16 protein-coding genes and 5 pseudogenes are annotated in these 14,895 nt (G+C 59.3%); 9 read left to right on the forward strand and 12 right to left on the reverse strand.

Annotated elements, in window-relative coordinates; genetic code table 11:
• Positions 1–97: 97 nt before the first annotated feature.
• Positions 98–283: pseudogene (locus HNO88_RS22785) on the forward strand (hypothetical protein); the annotation flags it as partial.
• 195 nt (positions 284–478) lie between these two features.
• Here the strand turns inward: HNO88_RS22785 and HNO88_RS20870 are convergent.
• A pseudogene (locus HNO88_RS20870) lies at positions 479–1,250 on the reverse strand (IS5 family transposase).
• A 78-nt stretch (positions 1,251–1,328) separates the two neighbouring features.
• On the opposite strand from HNO88_RS20870, the gene HNO88_RS20875 reads away from it, so the two are divergent.
• From HNO88_RS20875 to tnpC, 4 genes are all read left to right on the forward strand, one after another.
• Positions 1,329–1,466 (forward strand): hypothetical protein, encoded by a 138-nt coding sequence (locus HNO88_RS20875; protein ID WP_184250531.1) that lies wholly within the window; start codon positions 1,329–1,331, stop codon positions 1,464–1,466.
• Between the two features lie 377 nt (positions 1,467–1,843).
• The gene (gene tnpA / locus HNO88_RS20880) at positions 1,844–2,191 is read left to right on the forward strand and encodes an IS66-like element accessory protein TnpA (RefSeq protein WP_246382252.1); all 348 of its coding nucleotides are present in this window, start codon (positions 1,844–1,846) and stop codon (positions 2,189–2,191) included.
• Positions 2,192–2,208: 17 nt separating this feature from the next.
• Positions 2,209–2,529, forward strand: a complete 321-nt coding sequence (gene tnpB / locus HNO88_RS20885) for an IS66 family insertion sequence element accessory protein TnpB (RefSeq protein ID WP_312857149.1) — start codon at positions 2,209–2,211, stop codon at positions 2,527–2,529.
• A gap of 72 nt (positions 2,530–2,601) precedes the next feature.
• Complete coding sequence (tnpC, locus tag HNO88_RS20890) at positions 2,602–4,221, forward strand: IS66 family transposase (RefSeq protein ID WP_184250539.1); 1,620 nt, start codon at positions 2,602–2,604, stop codon at positions 4,219–4,221.
• A 147-nt stretch (positions 4,222–4,368) separates the two neighbouring features.
• On the opposite strand, the gene HNO88_RS20895 is transcribed toward tnpC, so the two are convergent.
• From HNO88_RS20895 to HNO88_RS20920, 6 genes and pseudogenes are all read right to left on the reverse strand, one after another.
• On the reverse strand, positions 4,369–4,704 hold the full coding sequence (locus HNO88_RS20895) for a hypothetical protein (RefSeq protein ID WP_184250542.1): 336 nt from the start codon (positions 4,702–4,704) through the stop codon (positions 4,369–4,371).
• Between the two features lie 325 nt (positions 4,705–5,029).
• Positions 5,030–5,425, reverse strand: coding sequence for a PilZ domain-containing protein (locus HNO88_RS23100; protein WP_376768794.1), 396 nt, complete (start codon positions 5,423–5,425; stop codon positions 5,030–5,032).
• Between the two features lie 26 nt (positions 5,426–5,451).
• Positions 5,452–5,682 (reverse strand): annotated as a pseudogene (locus HNO88_RS22100) (tautomerase family protein); the annotation flags it as partial.
• Between the two features lie 190 nt (positions 5,683–5,872).
• The gene (locus HNO88_RS20910; RefSeq protein ID WP_184250549.1) at positions 5,873–6,109 is read right to left on the reverse strand and encodes a glutathione S-transferase domain-containing protein; all 237 of its coding nucleotides are present in this window, start codon (positions 6,107–6,109) and stop codon (positions 5,873–5,875) included.
• A 756-nt stretch (positions 6,110–6,865) separates the two neighbouring features.
• A complete protein-coding gene (locus HNO88_RS20915; RefSeq protein ID WP_221420150.1) occupies positions 6,866–7,267 on the reverse strand; it encodes an IS5 family transposase in 402 nt (133 codons plus the stop codon).
• Positions 7,268–7,815: 548 nt separating this feature from the next.
• On the reverse strand, positions 7,816–8,019 hold the full coding sequence (locus HNO88_RS20920) for a hypothetical protein (RefSeq protein WP_184250552.1): 204 nt from the start codon (positions 8,017–8,019) through the stop codon (positions 7,816–7,818).
• 441 nt (positions 8,020–8,460) lie between these two features.
• Here HNO88_RS20920 and HNO88_RS20925 point away from each other — a divergent pair, with 441 nt between their 5' ends.
• The 3 genes and pseudogenes from HNO88_RS20925 to HNO88_RS20935 all read left to right on the forward strand — a co-directional run bounded on the left by HNO88_RS20925 (position 8,461) and on the right by HNO88_RS20935 (position 10,744).
• Positions 8,461–8,685 carry a hypothetical protein gene (locus HNO88_RS20925; RefSeq protein ID WP_184250555.1) on the forward strand — a complete coding sequence of 75 codons (225 nt, stop codon included), beginning with the start codon at positions 8,461–8,463 and terminating at the stop codon, positions 8,683–8,685.
• A gap of 178 nt (positions 8,686–8,863) precedes the next feature.
• A complete protein-coding gene (locus HNO88_RS20930; protein ID WP_184250559.1) occupies positions 8,864–9,058 on the forward strand; it encodes a hypothetical protein in 195 nt (64 codons plus the stop codon).
• 596 nt (positions 9,059–9,654) lie between these two features.
• Positions 9,655–10,744 (forward strand): annotated as a pseudogene (locus HNO88_RS20935) (IS5 family transposase).
• 117 nt (positions 10,745–10,861) lie between these two features.
• Here the strand turns inward: HNO88_RS20935 and HNO88_RS20940 are convergent.
• From HNO88_RS20940 to HNO88_RS20955, 4 genes and pseudogenes are all read right to left on the reverse strand, one after another.
• A pseudogene (locus tag HNO88_RS20940) lies at positions 10,862–11,417 on the reverse strand (transposase); the annotation flags it as partial.
• A 3-nt stretch (positions 11,418–11,420) separates the two neighbouring features.
• A protein-coding gene (locus HNO88_RS20945) for an IS5 family transposase (protein WP_376768796.1) occupies positions 11,421–12,192 on the reverse strand; the annotation gives its coding sequence in 2 pieces (ribosomal slippage) (positions 11,421–11,846 and positions 11,848–12,192; 771 coding nt in all).
• A 120-nt stretch (positions 12,193–12,312) separates the two neighbouring features.
• Positions 12,313–12,498 carry a hypothetical protein gene (locus tag HNO88_RS20950; protein ID WP_184250562.1) on the reverse strand — a complete coding sequence of 62 codons (186 nt, stop codon included), beginning with the start codon at positions 12,496–12,498 and terminating at the stop codon, positions 12,313–12,315.
• A 389-nt stretch (positions 12,499–12,887) separates the two neighbouring features.
• A complete protein-coding gene (locus HNO88_RS20955; RefSeq protein WP_184250565.1) occupies positions 12,888–13,481 on the reverse strand; it encodes a Ros/MucR family transcriptional regulator in 594 nt (197 codons plus the stop codon).
• Between the two features lie 640 nt (positions 13,482–14,121).
• Between HNO88_RS20955 and HNO88_RS23105 the strand changes: the two genes are divergently transcribed.
• Positions 14,122–14,376: a DUF6894 family protein gene (locus tag HNO88_RS23105; RefSeq protein ID WP_376768795.1), complete on the forward strand. Its 255-nt coding sequence runs from the start codon at positions 14,122–14,124 to the stop codon at positions 14,374–14,376.
• Between the two features lie 228 nt (positions 14,377–14,604).
• Here HNO88_RS23105 and HNO88_RS22105 read toward each other — a convergent pair.
• Positions 14,605–14,895 (reverse strand): hypothetical protein (locus tag HNO88_RS22105; protein WP_221420151.1); only part of this gene is annotated, 291 nt, incomplete at its 5' end.

The raw sequence follows: 14,895 nt of genomic DNA on the forward strand, positions 1-14,895 counted from the left end.
CCGCGCACAAGGTCGCCGGCATCCGCGAGGCGATCGCCGACCGCCGTGCCCAGATCTTCTACCTGCCGCCCCCGGCCTTCGCCGGGGCAGGCTCTGCAGCCCAGACATGAACCCGATCGAGATGGCCTTCTCCAAGCTCAAGGCGCTCTTACGGCAGGAGCCCGCGCGAACTGTCGACGGCCTCGTCGAACGTATCGGCAGCCTGCTCGATCGCTTCTTGCCCAACGAGCGCCAACTTCTTCCATGCCGCGGCCTATCAACGGTCATGGTGAAAGTGCTCTAGAACAGGGCGGTACCTGCCACCGTCGTCAATCACCGCATCCGCACCTTGGCGACCAAAAGCTTTTCTAAAATCGCAAAAACTGGGAGTCGGTGTGCAAGCCACAGCACGATGGCGAGATTCAGCGCGATGAGCGTAGCGGTATCGTGCACGGCACGATCCGCGATGGCAGGCCGTTCAATCCAACGCATTCTTGGATTAAGCCACCGACTCATTATGCCTAAGCCAGATGCGTATGGATGCGAGTTGGACTGAGGGGAGGAAGTTGTCGTCGCGCTTGTCGTAGCGGGTTGCCACGGCTCGGAACTGCTTGAGTTTGCTGAAGAAGCGCTCGACGAGGTTGCGGTATTGGTAGAGAAAGGTGCTGAAGATCGGTCGACGCTTGCGGTTCGGCATGTGCTTGATGTTGGCCCATGCGCCGCGCGCCGCCATCTCGATCCTGAGTGCGTCGCTGTCATAGGCGCGATCAGCGAGCAGCACGTCGCCATCGGCGAGGGTGTCGAGCATGTCGGCGGCACTGCGACCATCGTGCGCCTGGCCGGCGGTGAGTTTGAGGGCGATCGGCATGCCGTTGGCATCCACCAGCGCGTGGATCTTGGTAGTCAGGCCGCCGCGCGAGCGACCCATGCAACCGGATCCCCTTTTTTACTGCCGTTGGCACCGTGCAGGTGAACCCGGATCGACGAGGAGTCGATCATCTGCACGTCGCCCTCGTAAGCTGCTGACACCGCTTCCAATATCCTCTGCCAGTGCCCCGCACGCCGCCACCGATTGAAGCGGTTCACACAGGTCGTATGCGGTCCATAGCGCGACGGAATGTCTGCCCAGGGCGCTCCCGTGCGTAGCCGCCAGAAAATGCCTTTCAGGACCCGGCTGTCGTCCACCCGCTTCACGCCAAGCACCTTCGTAGGAAGCAACGGCTCGATCACGACCACTCAAAGTCCGTCAGAATAAAACGTGCCATGCCCATCTCCTTGCCCGAAAACTGCAACATGCATCAGCGGGTTCGGGAATCCTGTTTATGGGTCTGCGGCCTAGGGCAAGTGAATTGACCGACTGGTCATTGACATCGATCCTGCCTGCTTCTTCCACTGACCCGAACGACCCAGACCATCGTGCCGACAATCTTGAGATCGGTCCGACGCTGATCCTTTGGCTGGACGGCGTGGAGCAACGGGATGTGTGAACCTACGACTCTGACGAGGGCCTCGCAGGCTCGGCGGTGCTCAACAGCTTGGCGACATCTAGATTAACCCTGACGTGCGGGACGAGGTCTGGATGGAGAAGGTGCACGTTCTGGTGGACGTGACTCGCAGGTCCGAAACCGCCTGATCTTTAACCGGATCGGTGGTGTCAGCTGAACAGACCATCCTCATATCGGAACTCTGGAAGGGCGGCCCTCCCAACCAGCAGGTACCTCCGTACCCAACTAGATCAAAAACCAGATCAAAAAATTGCTCGTACCCCTTCGGTGAGGCCCGCCTTGCTCGGCTAGTGAGCGACCGCTCTTAGGAGTGCTCTTAAGAGCGCACTTAGGAGCGGTTTATGGGGCAGGTCACGGTGATGTCAGAGCCCGAGCGGCGCCGGCGTTGGAGCCACGACGAGCGGCTGCAAATCTTGAGGGACGCCTTCTCGCCTGGAGCGTGCGTGGCCGAGGTTGCTCGGCGGTACGATGTCTCGACAGCGCTGATCTACATCTGGCGTCGCAAGCTTCGCGAGGCGGGGGTTGAGCGGGCAGCACCCGAGCTTGCCAGCCCAGGCTTTGCTGAGGCGGTGATCCAGGACGGTGGAGCTGTGACGCCGACGTTAGGTCCGCTGATTGTCGTAGATCTTGCACGCGACCGGCGGGTGAGCATCTTCGCGTCGGCTTCGCCCGCGTTGGTGGCCGCGGCGCTCAAGGCTCTGCGGTGATCCCTGCCGGAGCGCGTGTGTGGATCGCCATGGGCCACACCGACATGAGGAAGGGCATGCAAGGCTTGGCGCTGCTGGTGCAGCAAGATCTTGGACGCAATCCTCATGGTGGCGATCTGTTCGTGTTTCGCGGACGGGCCGGCTCTCTGGTCAAGATCATCTGGCATGATGGGGTTGGTATGTCGCTCTATGCCAAACGGCTCGAGAAAGGTCGCTTCATCTGGCCATCGGCAAAGGATGGGACGGTGTCGCTGACGAGTTCGCAGCTGGCCTGTTTGCTCGAGGGTGTCGACTGGCGTAACCCCCGATACACTTGGCGTCCGACCAGCGCTGGTTAGGTCCGCATATTGTTCGCACACAGGCGCACTTAGTGCTTCAAATCCGCGGTTTTCTGTGATTCCTTGCTGGTCATGGATGCCGCTGGCTCACCCGCTCCAGAAGACTTCGAGGCCCTCAGGGCCGAGCTGGCAGTGGCTCGGGCAGATGCTGCCAGGGTCAAGGCGATCAACGCTGATCTGGAAGCCCGCAATGCCTTCCTCGAGCTCCAAAACGAAAAGATGCGGCGTGCTCTGTATGGCCAGCGCTCCGAGCGTGCACGCCAGCTGATCGACCAGCTGGAGCTAGGCTTCGAGGAGCTGGAGACATCCGCCAGCGAGGACGAGGTGCTTGCGAGCCTCGCCGCTGCTGGCGCGAGTGTCGCCGCATTCACGCGTAAACGACCGGCGCGCAAACCCTTGCCCGAGCATCTCCCGCGCGAGCGCGTCGTCATTGCGGCGCCGTGCTCGTGCCCGGCATGCGGCAGCGATCGTCTCTCCAGGCTTGGCGAGGATGTGACCGAGACGCTGGAGGTGATCCCGCGCCAGTGGAAGGTCATTCAGACCGTCCGTGAGAGATTCTCCTGCCGGGAGTGCGAGAGGATCACACAGCCGCCCGCGCCCTTCCATGTGACGCCGCGTGGTCTGTTCGGCCCCAGCTTCCTGGCGATGGTCCTCTTCGAGAAATTCGGCGCGCATCAGCCCCTTAACCGTCAGCGGGATCGCTATGCTCGCGAGGGTGTCGAGCTCAGCCTAACGACGCTAGCTGACCAGGTCGGCGCTTGCACTGCGGCGCTGATGCCGCTCTACCGCCTGATCGAGGCGCACACCCTCGTCGGTGAGCGGCTTCACGGGGACGACACGACCATTCCGGTGCTGGCGGGCGGCAAAACCGACACGGCTCGGTTGTGGACCTACGTGCGCGACGATCGGCCATTCGGTGGCAGAGCACCGCCCGCAGCCATCTACCACTACTCTCGCGATCGGCGCGGCGAGCATCCACTCGCTCACTTGCAGGGCTGGTCCGGCATCCTCCAGGCAGACGCCTATGCCGGCTACAACGGCTTGTTCCGGCCAGATCGGCAGCCCGAGCCGCTGAAGCAGGCCTTGTGCTGGGCGCACGCACGACGCCACTTCTTTGAGCTGGCCGATGCCGAGACCCAGCTCAAGAAGCGCCGCAAGGGCTCGCCGGTGATCGCCCCTCTCGCTGTCGAGGCCGTGCGCCGCATCGATGCCGTCTTCGCATTCGAGCGGACCATCACCGGCCAGGGCGCCGAGCAGCGGCGGATCGCCCGAGACCAGCACGTCGCGCCTCTGCTCGACGATCTGCGTTCCTGGATGATCGAGCAGCGCTCGAGCCTCTCACGCTCCTCCGAAGTCGCCAAAGCCATGGACTACATGCTTAGGGACTGGGCCGCGATCGCCGCTTTCCTCGACGACGGTCGGATCTGCCTGACCAACAATTGCGCCGAGCGCGCGATGCGCGGCATCGCCATCGGCCGCAAAGCCTGGCTCTTCGCCGGCTCCGACCGCGGCGGTCAGCGCGCTGCTTTCATGTTCAGCCTCATCACCACCGCCAAGCTCAACGACGTCGACCCGCAAGCCTGGCTTGCCGACGTCCTCACCCGCATCGCCGACATCCCGCAGCAGCGCTTGCATGAGCTGCTCCCGTGGAATTGGCAGGCTAGTCGCACACAGCTGCCGGTCGCCGCGTAATCGCGCACTCGACAGCCTCACCCGGATCGCGCCTCAAGCCGCTGCGATACTCACCGGATGCTTACAATTGCTCCGAAAGGGGTTGCGAATGACTGTTACCCTATCGACGGTACCGGCACGATCGTTCCGAACCCAGACTGGATGCTGCTACTCAGTGACGAGATCGAGCTTGCTGCGGCTGGCGAGCACTGGCGGCGAATTTTGGCAGAGATGAAGGAGCGAGAACTGCTCGTTCCGGACAATGCCCGCGCCATCCAGCGCCTGGTCCTCGCCTACATGGTGTTTGATCGCTGCTCGAGCTAGGTCGCCGAGAACGGTGCGGTGCTGAAGCCGAAACGCGGCGCCTGGCAAGTGATTGCTCGGCTCACCCCATACTTCACCGCCATGCGCGAGGCGGGGTCCGAGGCCGACCGTCAGGAGCAAGAGCTTGGCCTTTCGCCGCGCCGTCTCGGTGGTGCGGCGAAGATAGAGCAGCGCGTGCAACGCGCGGCGACTGGCTCGGACCGATACCCAAGGTCTCGTGCCTGCCGGGCCCACGGTGGTCTGCATGATGGCGGTATTAATCACTCGCATTGTAATCGGGCTTCAGGCGAGCAGCAAATGCAGTGGGCACTCGACTTTGCGATCGGCTCTGTGCCTGCTGATGAACGTGCTATGGGGGCAGGCTCAACAGCTTGAGCTTCTCGCAGCCGGCATTAACGGCATCGGTGCGGCTGGTGCCAGCATCATCGGCTTTGCCAAGAGCGGCGGCAGGAGCCGAGTCAAGGCCGAGCTCGACGCCCTTCCGGGACTAGCAAGCCCTGAGACCTTAGTCGCGCCACCACTTCAATAGGCGTTGCAATGTCTCGGGATCGAGCAGTCGATTGAAGGAACAACCAACAGTTCCGGCGTCGGCCCATACAACGAAAGACAGCATTGCTACACTGTTTGGAAGTCGAAGAAGGCATAAAGCGCCGACGGGTAGTTCAACCGCTATCTCGGCCGCAAATCCGGCCACGCTTAGGTCTGTCACAAAAACGGGATATGGGTCGTCGTTGTGGTCGAGCAATGCAGAGATCGCCACTCGGAATCGCGCGCCGCACCTATCCTCAAGAACAGCACTCTCATAATTTTGAAACGGCATGGCTTGCACTGCGCTGCTCCTCAGCCCTCGCTCTCTGCGTACCCGATGAACCGTTAAAAAATCACGCATAGCAGGGTTCATCGCTGATCCCGATCGTCAGCGTTCAATCACGAAGGCTGGCGGTTGCCGAACGACCAACCCGATTTGTCAACAAACACCTTGTTGATCATGTTATTGTCGTGTCGCACGCCCAGCTTGCCGGCAATATAGCGGTGAAAGGTGAACTTTGACTCCTTGTCGCTGCCGACGGTGCTCATGACCCAGATCAGGACGAAATCAGGCGTGCGCTGAAAGGCCAAGACGTTTGGGTCGTAGATCAGGTTCTCGGTCTCGTGCTCGTGACGACGATGAAGCGGTCGCCATCGGGCGCCTTCAGCACCGCGACCATCCCCTGATACACTACGTCGGCCAGCGTGGCGCGATACTCAGATTTCGCCTTTGTTAAGGTCGATACGAGCGAACGGCATGATGATTTCCCTTCGTTAGTACGTGTATGTTGAGGGTCAGGCGTTTTTGGAGGCTGCGCTTTCAGGTCCGGTTATCCAGTTCGGGCACGCCGCTGTTGGGATCGGCATAGGCGGCAAGGAAGGCCGGCGGGGCATCCAGGGCTGAGCAGCCGTCATCATGCTCAAAGCCCTCGTCGAGCGGCGTGGCGTTCACCGGGAAGTTGGGAAAGGCGATCGCGGCCGCCATCGTGATGTCCGCGAAGGTTGGCTCGTCACCGCCAGGCAGCCAGTCGCGCCTGTCCGACAGATGCCGGTCCACCAAGGCGGCGTGCGCTCGCGGCCCTTCCGGCGATTAGGACGAGCCCTGTCTTCAGCGATCCGGCAACAACAGATTGGCAGCGGACAAAAAGAACACCTCAATTTTTCAGACCGGTCGGCGTGTCGGAAAAACTGAGGTGCTAAGTTCGCGTAAGTGCCTCTTTAAGATGACAGAGAGAGGCGGCAGTAGAATGATCTACAATGTCCCAAGTTCCTAAGGAAATAAATTCAAGCAAAAACAGCGGGAAAGAGTGCGCGCCGGACGGAGGCTTCATCAATCCGGGGCGCGGAGTCTCAAGAGTGCGACTCGGTGGCGACCAAGCGCAGTCACCAGTCTATAACTACTGCAAATCAGTTTCGTTCCAAATCGAGACTCGCACTCTCCGGTGAGCTTCGCGCAGGCCGACGGTGTCACTGGACGGCGTAAGCGCCTTCGAGCTTCGCGACTCTCCGGGGAAAGGCTAACCAAAAGTTTGCACCTTGCTCTTCGACAGAGTCTTGAGCTTCATCGCGGTCCCGATCGCAGTGGAAAAGTAGCTTGGCTTTTGGCTCCAGTATCGCTTTCATGTGATCGTATGGGGAACTTTTTCTTAGCATTGACCGCGTTCCAACAGGGCCTATTGGATCCCGGCCCGTCAAAATGACGTCACACCGCCCGTATCGGGAAGTAAGTCGCAGACCTATGAGCGCGTCATATGCTTTGCAGTCTGCTGCTTGCGCGACCGTCAGGTGGAAGGCGAGCGGTCGTCCGAGGGCATCAGCCAGGCAGTGAAGCTACTGGTGAACCCGCCCCGCGAGCGGCCAAGAGCTCATCGATGAGTCCCCCTTTTCCGCCCGCTGCCGAGACGTGGGCGCGAACGGTAGTACTGCCGATGCTGTAATGGCCGCTGTCCGCCATGACCTCGGCCAGTGTAACCGCGACCGTCTCCCAGACACCGGCTTCACTCCAACGCCGGAACCGTCGATAGATGGTGTTCCAGCTACCGTATTTGGGCGGCACGTCGCGCCATGACGCGCCACATCGAAGCCGCCAGAGGATGCCGTTAATGATCGAACGGTTCTGCTTGGGCCGTCTGCCTCGGCCACGGTTCTCAGGCTCAATGGGTAATAAACCCTTCAGAATGCGCCATTCCGCTTCGGTGAGATCGCCCCTGCTCAAGCCTACCTCCAAAATGTAGCCTTTTTGAAGCAACCAACGGCCAACCCGTCAATCCTGCTCGTGCATTACGAACTGCGCATCGTTGCGGCACTCTCTGTTGGATGAGAAAGGCCATGGCAAAACATGATCGGATGGAAGTGCGCAAAGCCATCGGCAACCGCGTTATTCTGCTCCCGCAGGTGCGGCCTTACTTTGGAGGTCCGATTATCTTATAGCTCACGCATGTTTCGCCTGCCAGAAATTTGGAAACGCGCAAGCGACATCGCGCATGGTTGTCCGGAATCCGGAAGTTCCCTCGCGTTAATGGGGCGCACGTTCCGCGTGCCCAAAAAGCGCGATGGCGAGCAACGGGAAAAGCTCCGCAGACTGTGGGAAGCAGGCTTCGGCTTCTGAGCTACAGGAGCTTTCCCGAGGCCGAGCCGTATCCCGAAAGCTTCAGAGAAGTAGATGAGTGGGTCAAGCGCAACGCCATGCATCCCACGCGGATCAAATCCTGACTTTGCGATGCACGACCGCCTGATCGGTTCCGAATAATTTGTCCACGCCGCCTAGGATGGCGGCGCGATGCGCATCTCGTGATGAACATTAGGCCGGTTCTCGTGGAGTGTTGCGTGGCCCGGCGCTCGCTTCCATGTCACTGTTTTTGCCTTCAGGCAAAGTGCTGCCGCAGCGTTATGCCAATCATCTACGGACAGCGGCTTGCCCATCCATCCGGTCAGGAACAGCGTGCGACCGTCATCGAGTTCGTTCACAACAATCATCCAGTCATATTGCTGATCGGATCGGGGTGGAGCCTTACAAGGTGGCTGCTCGTGGGCAGTATTGTAAACGCGAGCGGCCCATCGTCTAACTTTGCCTTTCGATGCTCCATCAGCTATTTAGAGCAACTTCCAGGACGAGCGGGATCGGAGAGCGGTTTTCAAGACGATGGTCCTGTGATTCATAGCCGCCGATGTGATGGAGGCGGCAGTGGGTTGGCGGTCTGGTCAGAGCTACTCGCAGCATCTGCGTGATCGAGTGCTGAAGGCGGTGGATCGCAGCGTGCGGGTTCGGCAAGCAGCTGCGACCTTCGAGGTAAGTATGGCCCACATCTACAAGGCATTGATCCGTCGCCTTACGACCGGCGACGCAAGGATCACCCCGAAGAGCGGACATGCGCCTCGCAAGCTGTCCGGGGGGGGCAGGAGCTTGCGTTGGCGGCGCACATCCGCTCGCGACCGGGGGTGACGCTGGCGCAAGCCCAGTCATGGCGGCTGGTGGAGCACGGCGTCGAGCTCAGCACCGGAGCGATCTGGAATGCAGCCAGCCGGCTCGGGCTGTCCTTAGAAAAAGCGCTGCGAGCCGCCGAGCACCACCGGCCGGATGTCGCCGCGCGCCGCAAGCTGTGCAAGAGCGGCACAGCTCTTCCTCAACCCTGATAGCCTCGTCTTTCTTAATGAGACCGGGGTGAAGACGAAGATGGCTCGGCTCTATGGCTGGTCTCCAGTGGGCGAACGCTGCCGCGACAAAGCGCCGTTTCGGCACTGGAACACGATGACTTTCGTTGCTGGGCTACGTCTCACCGGCATGACCGCGCCTTAGGTGCTACACCGCGCAATGGATGGCGATGCCTTCCGCACCTATGTCCAGCATGTCCTTACACCAGCCCTCAGTTTAGGCAACGTTCTCGTCCTCGACAACCTTCCTGCGCACAAGGTCGCCGGCGTACAAAAATTAACCCAAAAGAGGTTTGCTGCAAACGACAAGGGAAGTATCGATCAACCGCACGATTGCGGTCTTGAGTTCGCCTGACAGCTTGGCGTTCTACTTGAAGTCAAATTAGACGGCAGAGGTGTCGATGGTGACTTTAATGGTGTTGCTCATGATAGTTTCTAGGATTGAGCGAGCATTAGCAAGTTACCCTTGCTCAACCATCACAACGGATAATTCCGCGGATCTTGCCGCGCCTCTTTCAGGATCACCGCCAGAAACATGTTTGCCATATCTGGCGGTCAAACTTATCACACGTCTTTGCAATCCCCTTAGCTTGAGTGGTTGTCAGAAAGCTCATCCCAACCTCCGAGAATTTCTGTTGAACATCGTCTTCGCAGTAAGGTAGGGCGATCACAGGCACAACAAACTTTATGATATCGGCTTGTCACCGAACACAAAGAAATTAGCCTTCGCTGTCTAGAAATACCCTTCATAAAACCATTCTTCCTCATGTACTGAATCGATTATCTGTTCAGCAAGCAGGCCACGTTTTTGCCTGTAAAGTCCAAAGACGGTCTTCATGAAGTTGTTTAGAGCGGATTCTGATTAGTTTGGATCGTAGCCACAAGAGCTCGAGACCCGCAAAAACCGTTAGCGTTTCGGCAGCTGTGATGATTCATTGAACGGGAGCGATGATGGAGAGCCGTGGTGGATCCCAAGTCCCTGTTCAGTTTAGCGATCATCTTAAAGCGTTGAGCAAGGACGGCGATCCGCTTGAGGTTCTGCAGCAGACGGTGGACTTCGAGTACTTCCGAGGTTGGCTCATTGAGGGTTTGGGCTACGGCGACGGTGCCAAGGGTGCGACCGGCGTTCGATCCGGTAATGATGTTCAAGGCGCTGATCCTGCAGGCGCAGCACAACCTGTCGGACGCGCGGATGGAGTTCATGATCCGGGATCGCCTGACTTGGCTGCGCTTCCTTGGGCTGTCACTCGGCGATCGCACGCCGGATGAGAATACGATCCGACATTTTCGCAACCGTCTGACCGAGACCGGGACGCTGAAGAGGGTGATGAAGGCCTTCGACTGGCGACTCCAGAAGAAGGGCTACACCCCGATGTCAGGCCAGATTGTGGATGCCTCCTTGGTGCCCGCGCCCAAGCAGTGGAACACGGAAGGCGAGCGCGAGGCGATCAAGACGGGCAAGAACGCGAAGGCAATCTGGCCAAACGAGCCCAACAAGGCCGCGCAAAAAGACACCGATGCGCGCTGGACGCTCAAGGTCGGCGGTAAGGTGCGCCATCGCGAGAACGGCACGCCATTGCCCATGATTGCGCTGCCGGTTTTTGGCTACAAATCGCATATCAGCATCGACCGGCACTTCGGCTTCATCCGAGAGATGGCGGTGACTTCGGCATCGGCCGCCGACGGGCGCCTCCTGCGCCACGTCGTGAGCACCGACAACACCGGCTCCGAAGTCTGGGCAGACAGCGCCTATCGGTCAAAGCGTAATGAGAAGTGGCTCTCCGATCGGATGCTCACATCCCGCATCCACCGGCGCAAACCCATGGGCAAGCCCATGACGAAGGCGACCGCGCGAGCCAATGCTGCGAAATCCTCGATCCGGGCTCATGTCGAACATGTCTTTGCCCATCAAAAAAACCGGTTCGGGCTGTTCATCCGCACCATTGGCCTGGCGCGAGCCGAAGCGAAGCTGACCCTCTGCAACCTGGCCTACAACTTCAACAGGCTGATCTTCCATGAACGCCGCGAAAGCATGGGATGACTCTGTCTTCAACCCAGGCAGACCGGCCAATGGCGCCTGGAATGCCTTCGCAAACCAACCAAAAGCTCGCCCTCCCGCGTTCGATAGCACCAGCAGCACCGACGTCAGCCCGCCAAGCTACCAAACACCGGTTTTTACGGGTTTCCAGCTGAAGTAGTTGGCGCACTCGTCAGGCCGGAACAGATCGACGAGTGTGCCGATGAGGCTCTAGAGACCGGTGACAATCCGCTCGCCCGCTTTCCTGAGCATGGCCTGAGGCGGAGGAAGGCTTTTCCATGGAATTGAAGTCGGGGCTATCGAGCCTGCCCCGGCGAAGGCCAGGGGGCGGAAGGAAGCGCAGGGATCCGCCGGCGTCCTCGATCATCGCGAGGACCGATCGGCGCTTGTGGCTGGAGAGGTTCTCCATAACAACGATGTCGCCAGGGCTGAGTTCGGGCACGAGCATCTGCGGGACGTAGGCCTCGAAACAGTCGCCGTTGATTGGTCCGTCGAGCACCGTCGGCGCGATCATCCCGCTCATGCGCAGACCTGCCACCAACATCGTGGTCTTGCGGCGGCCATGCGGGAAGCCCATCCGCAACCGCTCGCCTCGGCGAGCGCGGCCATGCGTGCGGTTCATGTTGGTCGCGGTCCAGGTCTCGTCGATGAACACCAAGCGGTCGGGATCAAGATCGCACTAGGCCACCGACTCATTATGCCTAAGCCAGATGCGTATGGATGCGAGTTGGACTGAGGCGAGGAAGGTGTCGTTGCGCTTGTCGTAGCGGGTTGCCACGGCTCGGAACTGCTTAAGTTTGCTGAAGAAGCGCTCGACGAGGTTGCGGTATCGGTAGAGAAAGGTGCTGAAGATCGGTCGACGCTTGCGGTTCGGCATGGGCTTGATGTTGGCCCATGCGCCGTGCGCCGCCATCTCGATCCTGAGTGCGTCGCTGTCATAGGCGCGATCAGCGAGCAGCACGTCGCCATCGGCCAGGGTGTCGAGCATACCGGCGGCACTGCGACCATCGTGCGCCTGGCCGGCGGTGAGTTTGAGGGCGATCGGCATGCCATTGGCATCCACCAGCGGGTGGATCTTGGTAGTCAGGCCGCCGCGCGAGCGACCATGCAACCGGATCCCCTTTTTTACTGCCGTTGGCACCGTGCAGGTGAACCCGGATCGACGAGGAGTCGATCATCTGCACGTCGCCCTCGTAAGCTGCTGACACCGCTTCCAATATCCTCTGCCAGTGCCCCGCACGCCGCCACCGATTGAAGCGGTTCACACAGGTCGTATGCGGTCCATAGCGCGACGGAATGTCTGCCCAGGGCGCTCCCGTGCGTAGCCGCCAGAGAATGCCATTCAGGACCCGGCTGTCGTCCACCCGCTTCACGCCAAGCACCTTCGTAGGAAGCAACGGTTCGATCACCGACCACTCGAAGTCCGTCAGATCAAAACGTGCCATGCCCATCTGCTTGCCGGAAAACTGAATCATGCATTAGCGGGTTTGGGAATCCTGTTTATGGGTCTGCGGCCTAGCCATCGAACCAGGCCTGATGCTGCCTCGGGACGTCGCGGTGGTCTTGTTCGATCACGCGCCCGGTCTTTTTCCCCAAGTGATGCCGTGGCGTGCAAACAAACGTTGCAGCGTCGAGTTGGCAACCGAAAGGCTGATGCCGCCCAGCGCCACGCGCAAGTCGTCGAGCGTAATGTCCTGCTGTGCCTCCCAGAGCGCCAGCACTTCGCCGCGGCGCTCCTCGATCCGGTGCGACCGCATGTAACCGCCCCGAGGCTTGGCCGCGAAAGCTGTCCGTTGCTGCTTGCTGAGCTTGCCAGCGGATCGCGGTTGAAGGAGCCACTCCATGCCGCGCCGCCGCCGCCCGCCTGCTCGTCCCACTATCATTCGCCGCCAATAACGCGGCCGCGATTCCATTGGTATTGGTTGATCTATGCTTTGCTGGCCTTCATTCCAGCAAGCATCGTGAATCAGACTTCTAGCGCCTTGTAAATCCCTGCTGATTTATACGGGTCAGAAACCGCACTAGAAGCGTGCTGCTGGATTTTTCGACAAGAATCGAACGGGCAATAGAAAAAGGCTAGGGCATGATCATAGCCGCAGCCTTCCGTGACTAACGTAAAGCCCGTTTAATCGCGGCTCGTGTAGCCTTATTCAGCGCCGCTTGTCTCGTTTGGCACAGGCTCGTTCCGCTGTTCAGGTGCTTTGTTGGTGTCCGCCTTTTTCCGTGGCCTGCGCACCTTAGTTGGAGCGTTCTCTGGCACTGCGATGGGCTCGTCGCGCGGAAGCGTCTCTTGATCGTCTACAGCACCATCAGGCGTTTCTTCGATCTTGTTCCAGCGGCTGTTTTTCCGTCCGAGCCCGATGTTGACCGCCAACTCTTTGCGTAGCGCCGCATAGCCGGGTGCGACCATCGGATAGTCTGGCCGGAGATTGAAGGCGGCACGATATGATTCGGGTGTGTAGCCGTGCTTGGTGAGGTGCCGCTTTAAACTACTGTATGGCCTCCCGTCGATCATGCTGATGATCCTATCAGGATTGGAAAGGCTCTTGCGAACGGTTACCGCTGGTTCTGGCGCATTCGACGCTTCCGCAGTCGCTTTGGGCTCGTTGCCCAAGCTTGCGAGCGCCGCGTAAACATTCTTGATCAACTCGGGCAGTAAATCGCCTGTTACGCCGTTGTGCGACAGGTGGGCGGTGACGATCTCGGTGGTCAGTTCAACTAGACTCTGTGGAAGCGGCATGCGCTCTCCTCTTATGGCGACAGTCGGTGCGATAGTTCAACCAAGGCAAGGTCTCAAGGTTCGCCATGGCCTTTGATCACGAAAGATTTGTATCGTAGCGTGGAACCATGTTGTCGCGTTTACCTCGTGTTAATACCCCTATCATAGCGTAGACAAATGGACGGGGAGGTCCGTTAGGGGGAGGGTGGCCATGCCAGTCGCAGCGCTGACGCTGAAAGAAGATTTCTCGTGGAGCATAGAAGTCGCCATTTGGCTGACAGCTATTGTGACTACCGCTGTCGTGCTGTGGCCTTGGTGATTCAAAGTGACTTAAGTTTTACTTGCTAACTCTGCATGGGATAGCACGACAAGATCTAGTGAAACCAAAAGCCGACGGACCGCGCTTCGTGCGGTACACGATCTTCGATCGTATCGACAATACCCTATGCGCGTATCCGCAATTGCGCGCTGCAACGAGATGGTCACCTGGGCGGTGACGATCCTCGCAGTCGGTGTATGGCTTTGGCCGCATTGACCGCCATCTTCACCGGTCGCGCACCAGTTCACCATCCGCTGTGGTAAACATGACAAGCGCCTAATGCGGTTTGGAACATAGCTGCCTGCGATGCGTATCGTTAATCGGCGCTCTGGATGATCCATTATGCCTCGCTATCAGTTCGAAATTCGTTCACCAAGTCATCTGCTTTTCTCCCGCCGCGTTGTATTAGACAACCTCGCGCAGGTAGGTGTCGAGGCATCGGCCCGGATGGGTGAGCTACTCCAGGACCAACCCGCTCGGCTTTGGACGGACGAACATTGGGAACTTTCGGTGTGCGACGATGATGGTGTGGTCCGGTGGGTGATCGAGGTCATAGGTCGCGAAGCAGATGGAGCCTCTTGTGGTTGGAATGGCTAGCTGAACTTGACGGGGCACAAGTTGAGAAAGGTGACGAAGGGTGGCTAATCTGCTTGCGACACCACCATTCATAATGCTAGAGATTATATCAAGTCGTGGAACCGCGTCTTTCTCTTAGTCGGGTTCATTTAGATTCTAGCCGAGTTGCACACGTGCTCGCGAAATGAGCAGGGTCTATGCAACTGTATCTAGATGTTCGGTCCCAGCGATTGGTGATGCGGTGGCGGCCTACCTGCCTCTGATCGTCACAGTAGCGCTGGTGACGTTGTGCTTTGTGCGAGTGATGGTCGTGCGATGGGAGGGGCGATCATCATGACCTGCTTCAGCCTCGATGGCGTTGACCTTACGGTGGACGATCTCAGCCTTGATGGTTTCGCCCCCTACTAGGCCACGTTGACAAAGTGGATTCCCAGACAGGCTGACATCTGATTCAAAGCTGCTCTTTGCGGGAGTGGCAATGGCTCGGGGTGATTTGACAGACGAGGAATGGGAAGTGATTGCGGGACTGCTGCCATCGGA

The organism is Novosphingobium chloroacetimidivorans (assembly GCF_014204535.1).
Taxonomy (GTDB): domain Bacteria; phylum Pseudomonadota; class Alphaproteobacteria; order Sphingomonadales; family Sphingomonadaceae; genus Novosphingobium; species Novosphingobium chloroacetimidivorans.

What these genes read in the sequence shown, in the direction of transcription:
- tnpA (WP_246382252.1), top strand. Translation starts at nt 1,844, where the DNA reads ATGTCAGAGCCCGAGCGGCGCCGGCGTTGGAGCCACGACGAGCGGCTG.
- tnpC (WP_184250539.1), top strand. Translation starts at nt 2,602, where the DNA reads ATGGATGCCGCTGGCTCACCCGCTCCAGAAGACTTCGAGGCCCTCAGG.
- HNO88_RS23100 (WP_376768794.1), bottom strand. Translation starts at nt 5,425, where the DNA reads ATGAACCCTGCTATGCGTGATTTTTTAACGGTTCATCGGGTACGCAGA.
- HNO88_RS20930 (WP_184250559.1), top strand. Translation starts at nt 8,864, where the DNA reads ATGGATGGCGATGCCTTCCGCACCTATGTCCAGCATGTCCTTACACCA.
- HNO88_RS20950 (WP_184250562.1), bottom strand. Translation starts at nt 12,498, where the DNA reads ATGCGGTCGCACCGGATCGAGGAGCGCCGCGGCGAAGTGCTGGCGCTC.
- HNO88_RS20955 (WP_184250565.1), bottom strand. Translation starts at nt 13,481, where the DNA reads ATGCCGCTTCCACAGAGTCTAGTTGAACTGACCACCGAGATCGTCACC.
- HNO88_RS23105 (WP_376768795.1), top strand. Translation starts at nt 14,122, where the DNA reads ATGCCTCGCTATCAGTTCGAAATTCGTTCACCAAGTCATCTGCTTTTC.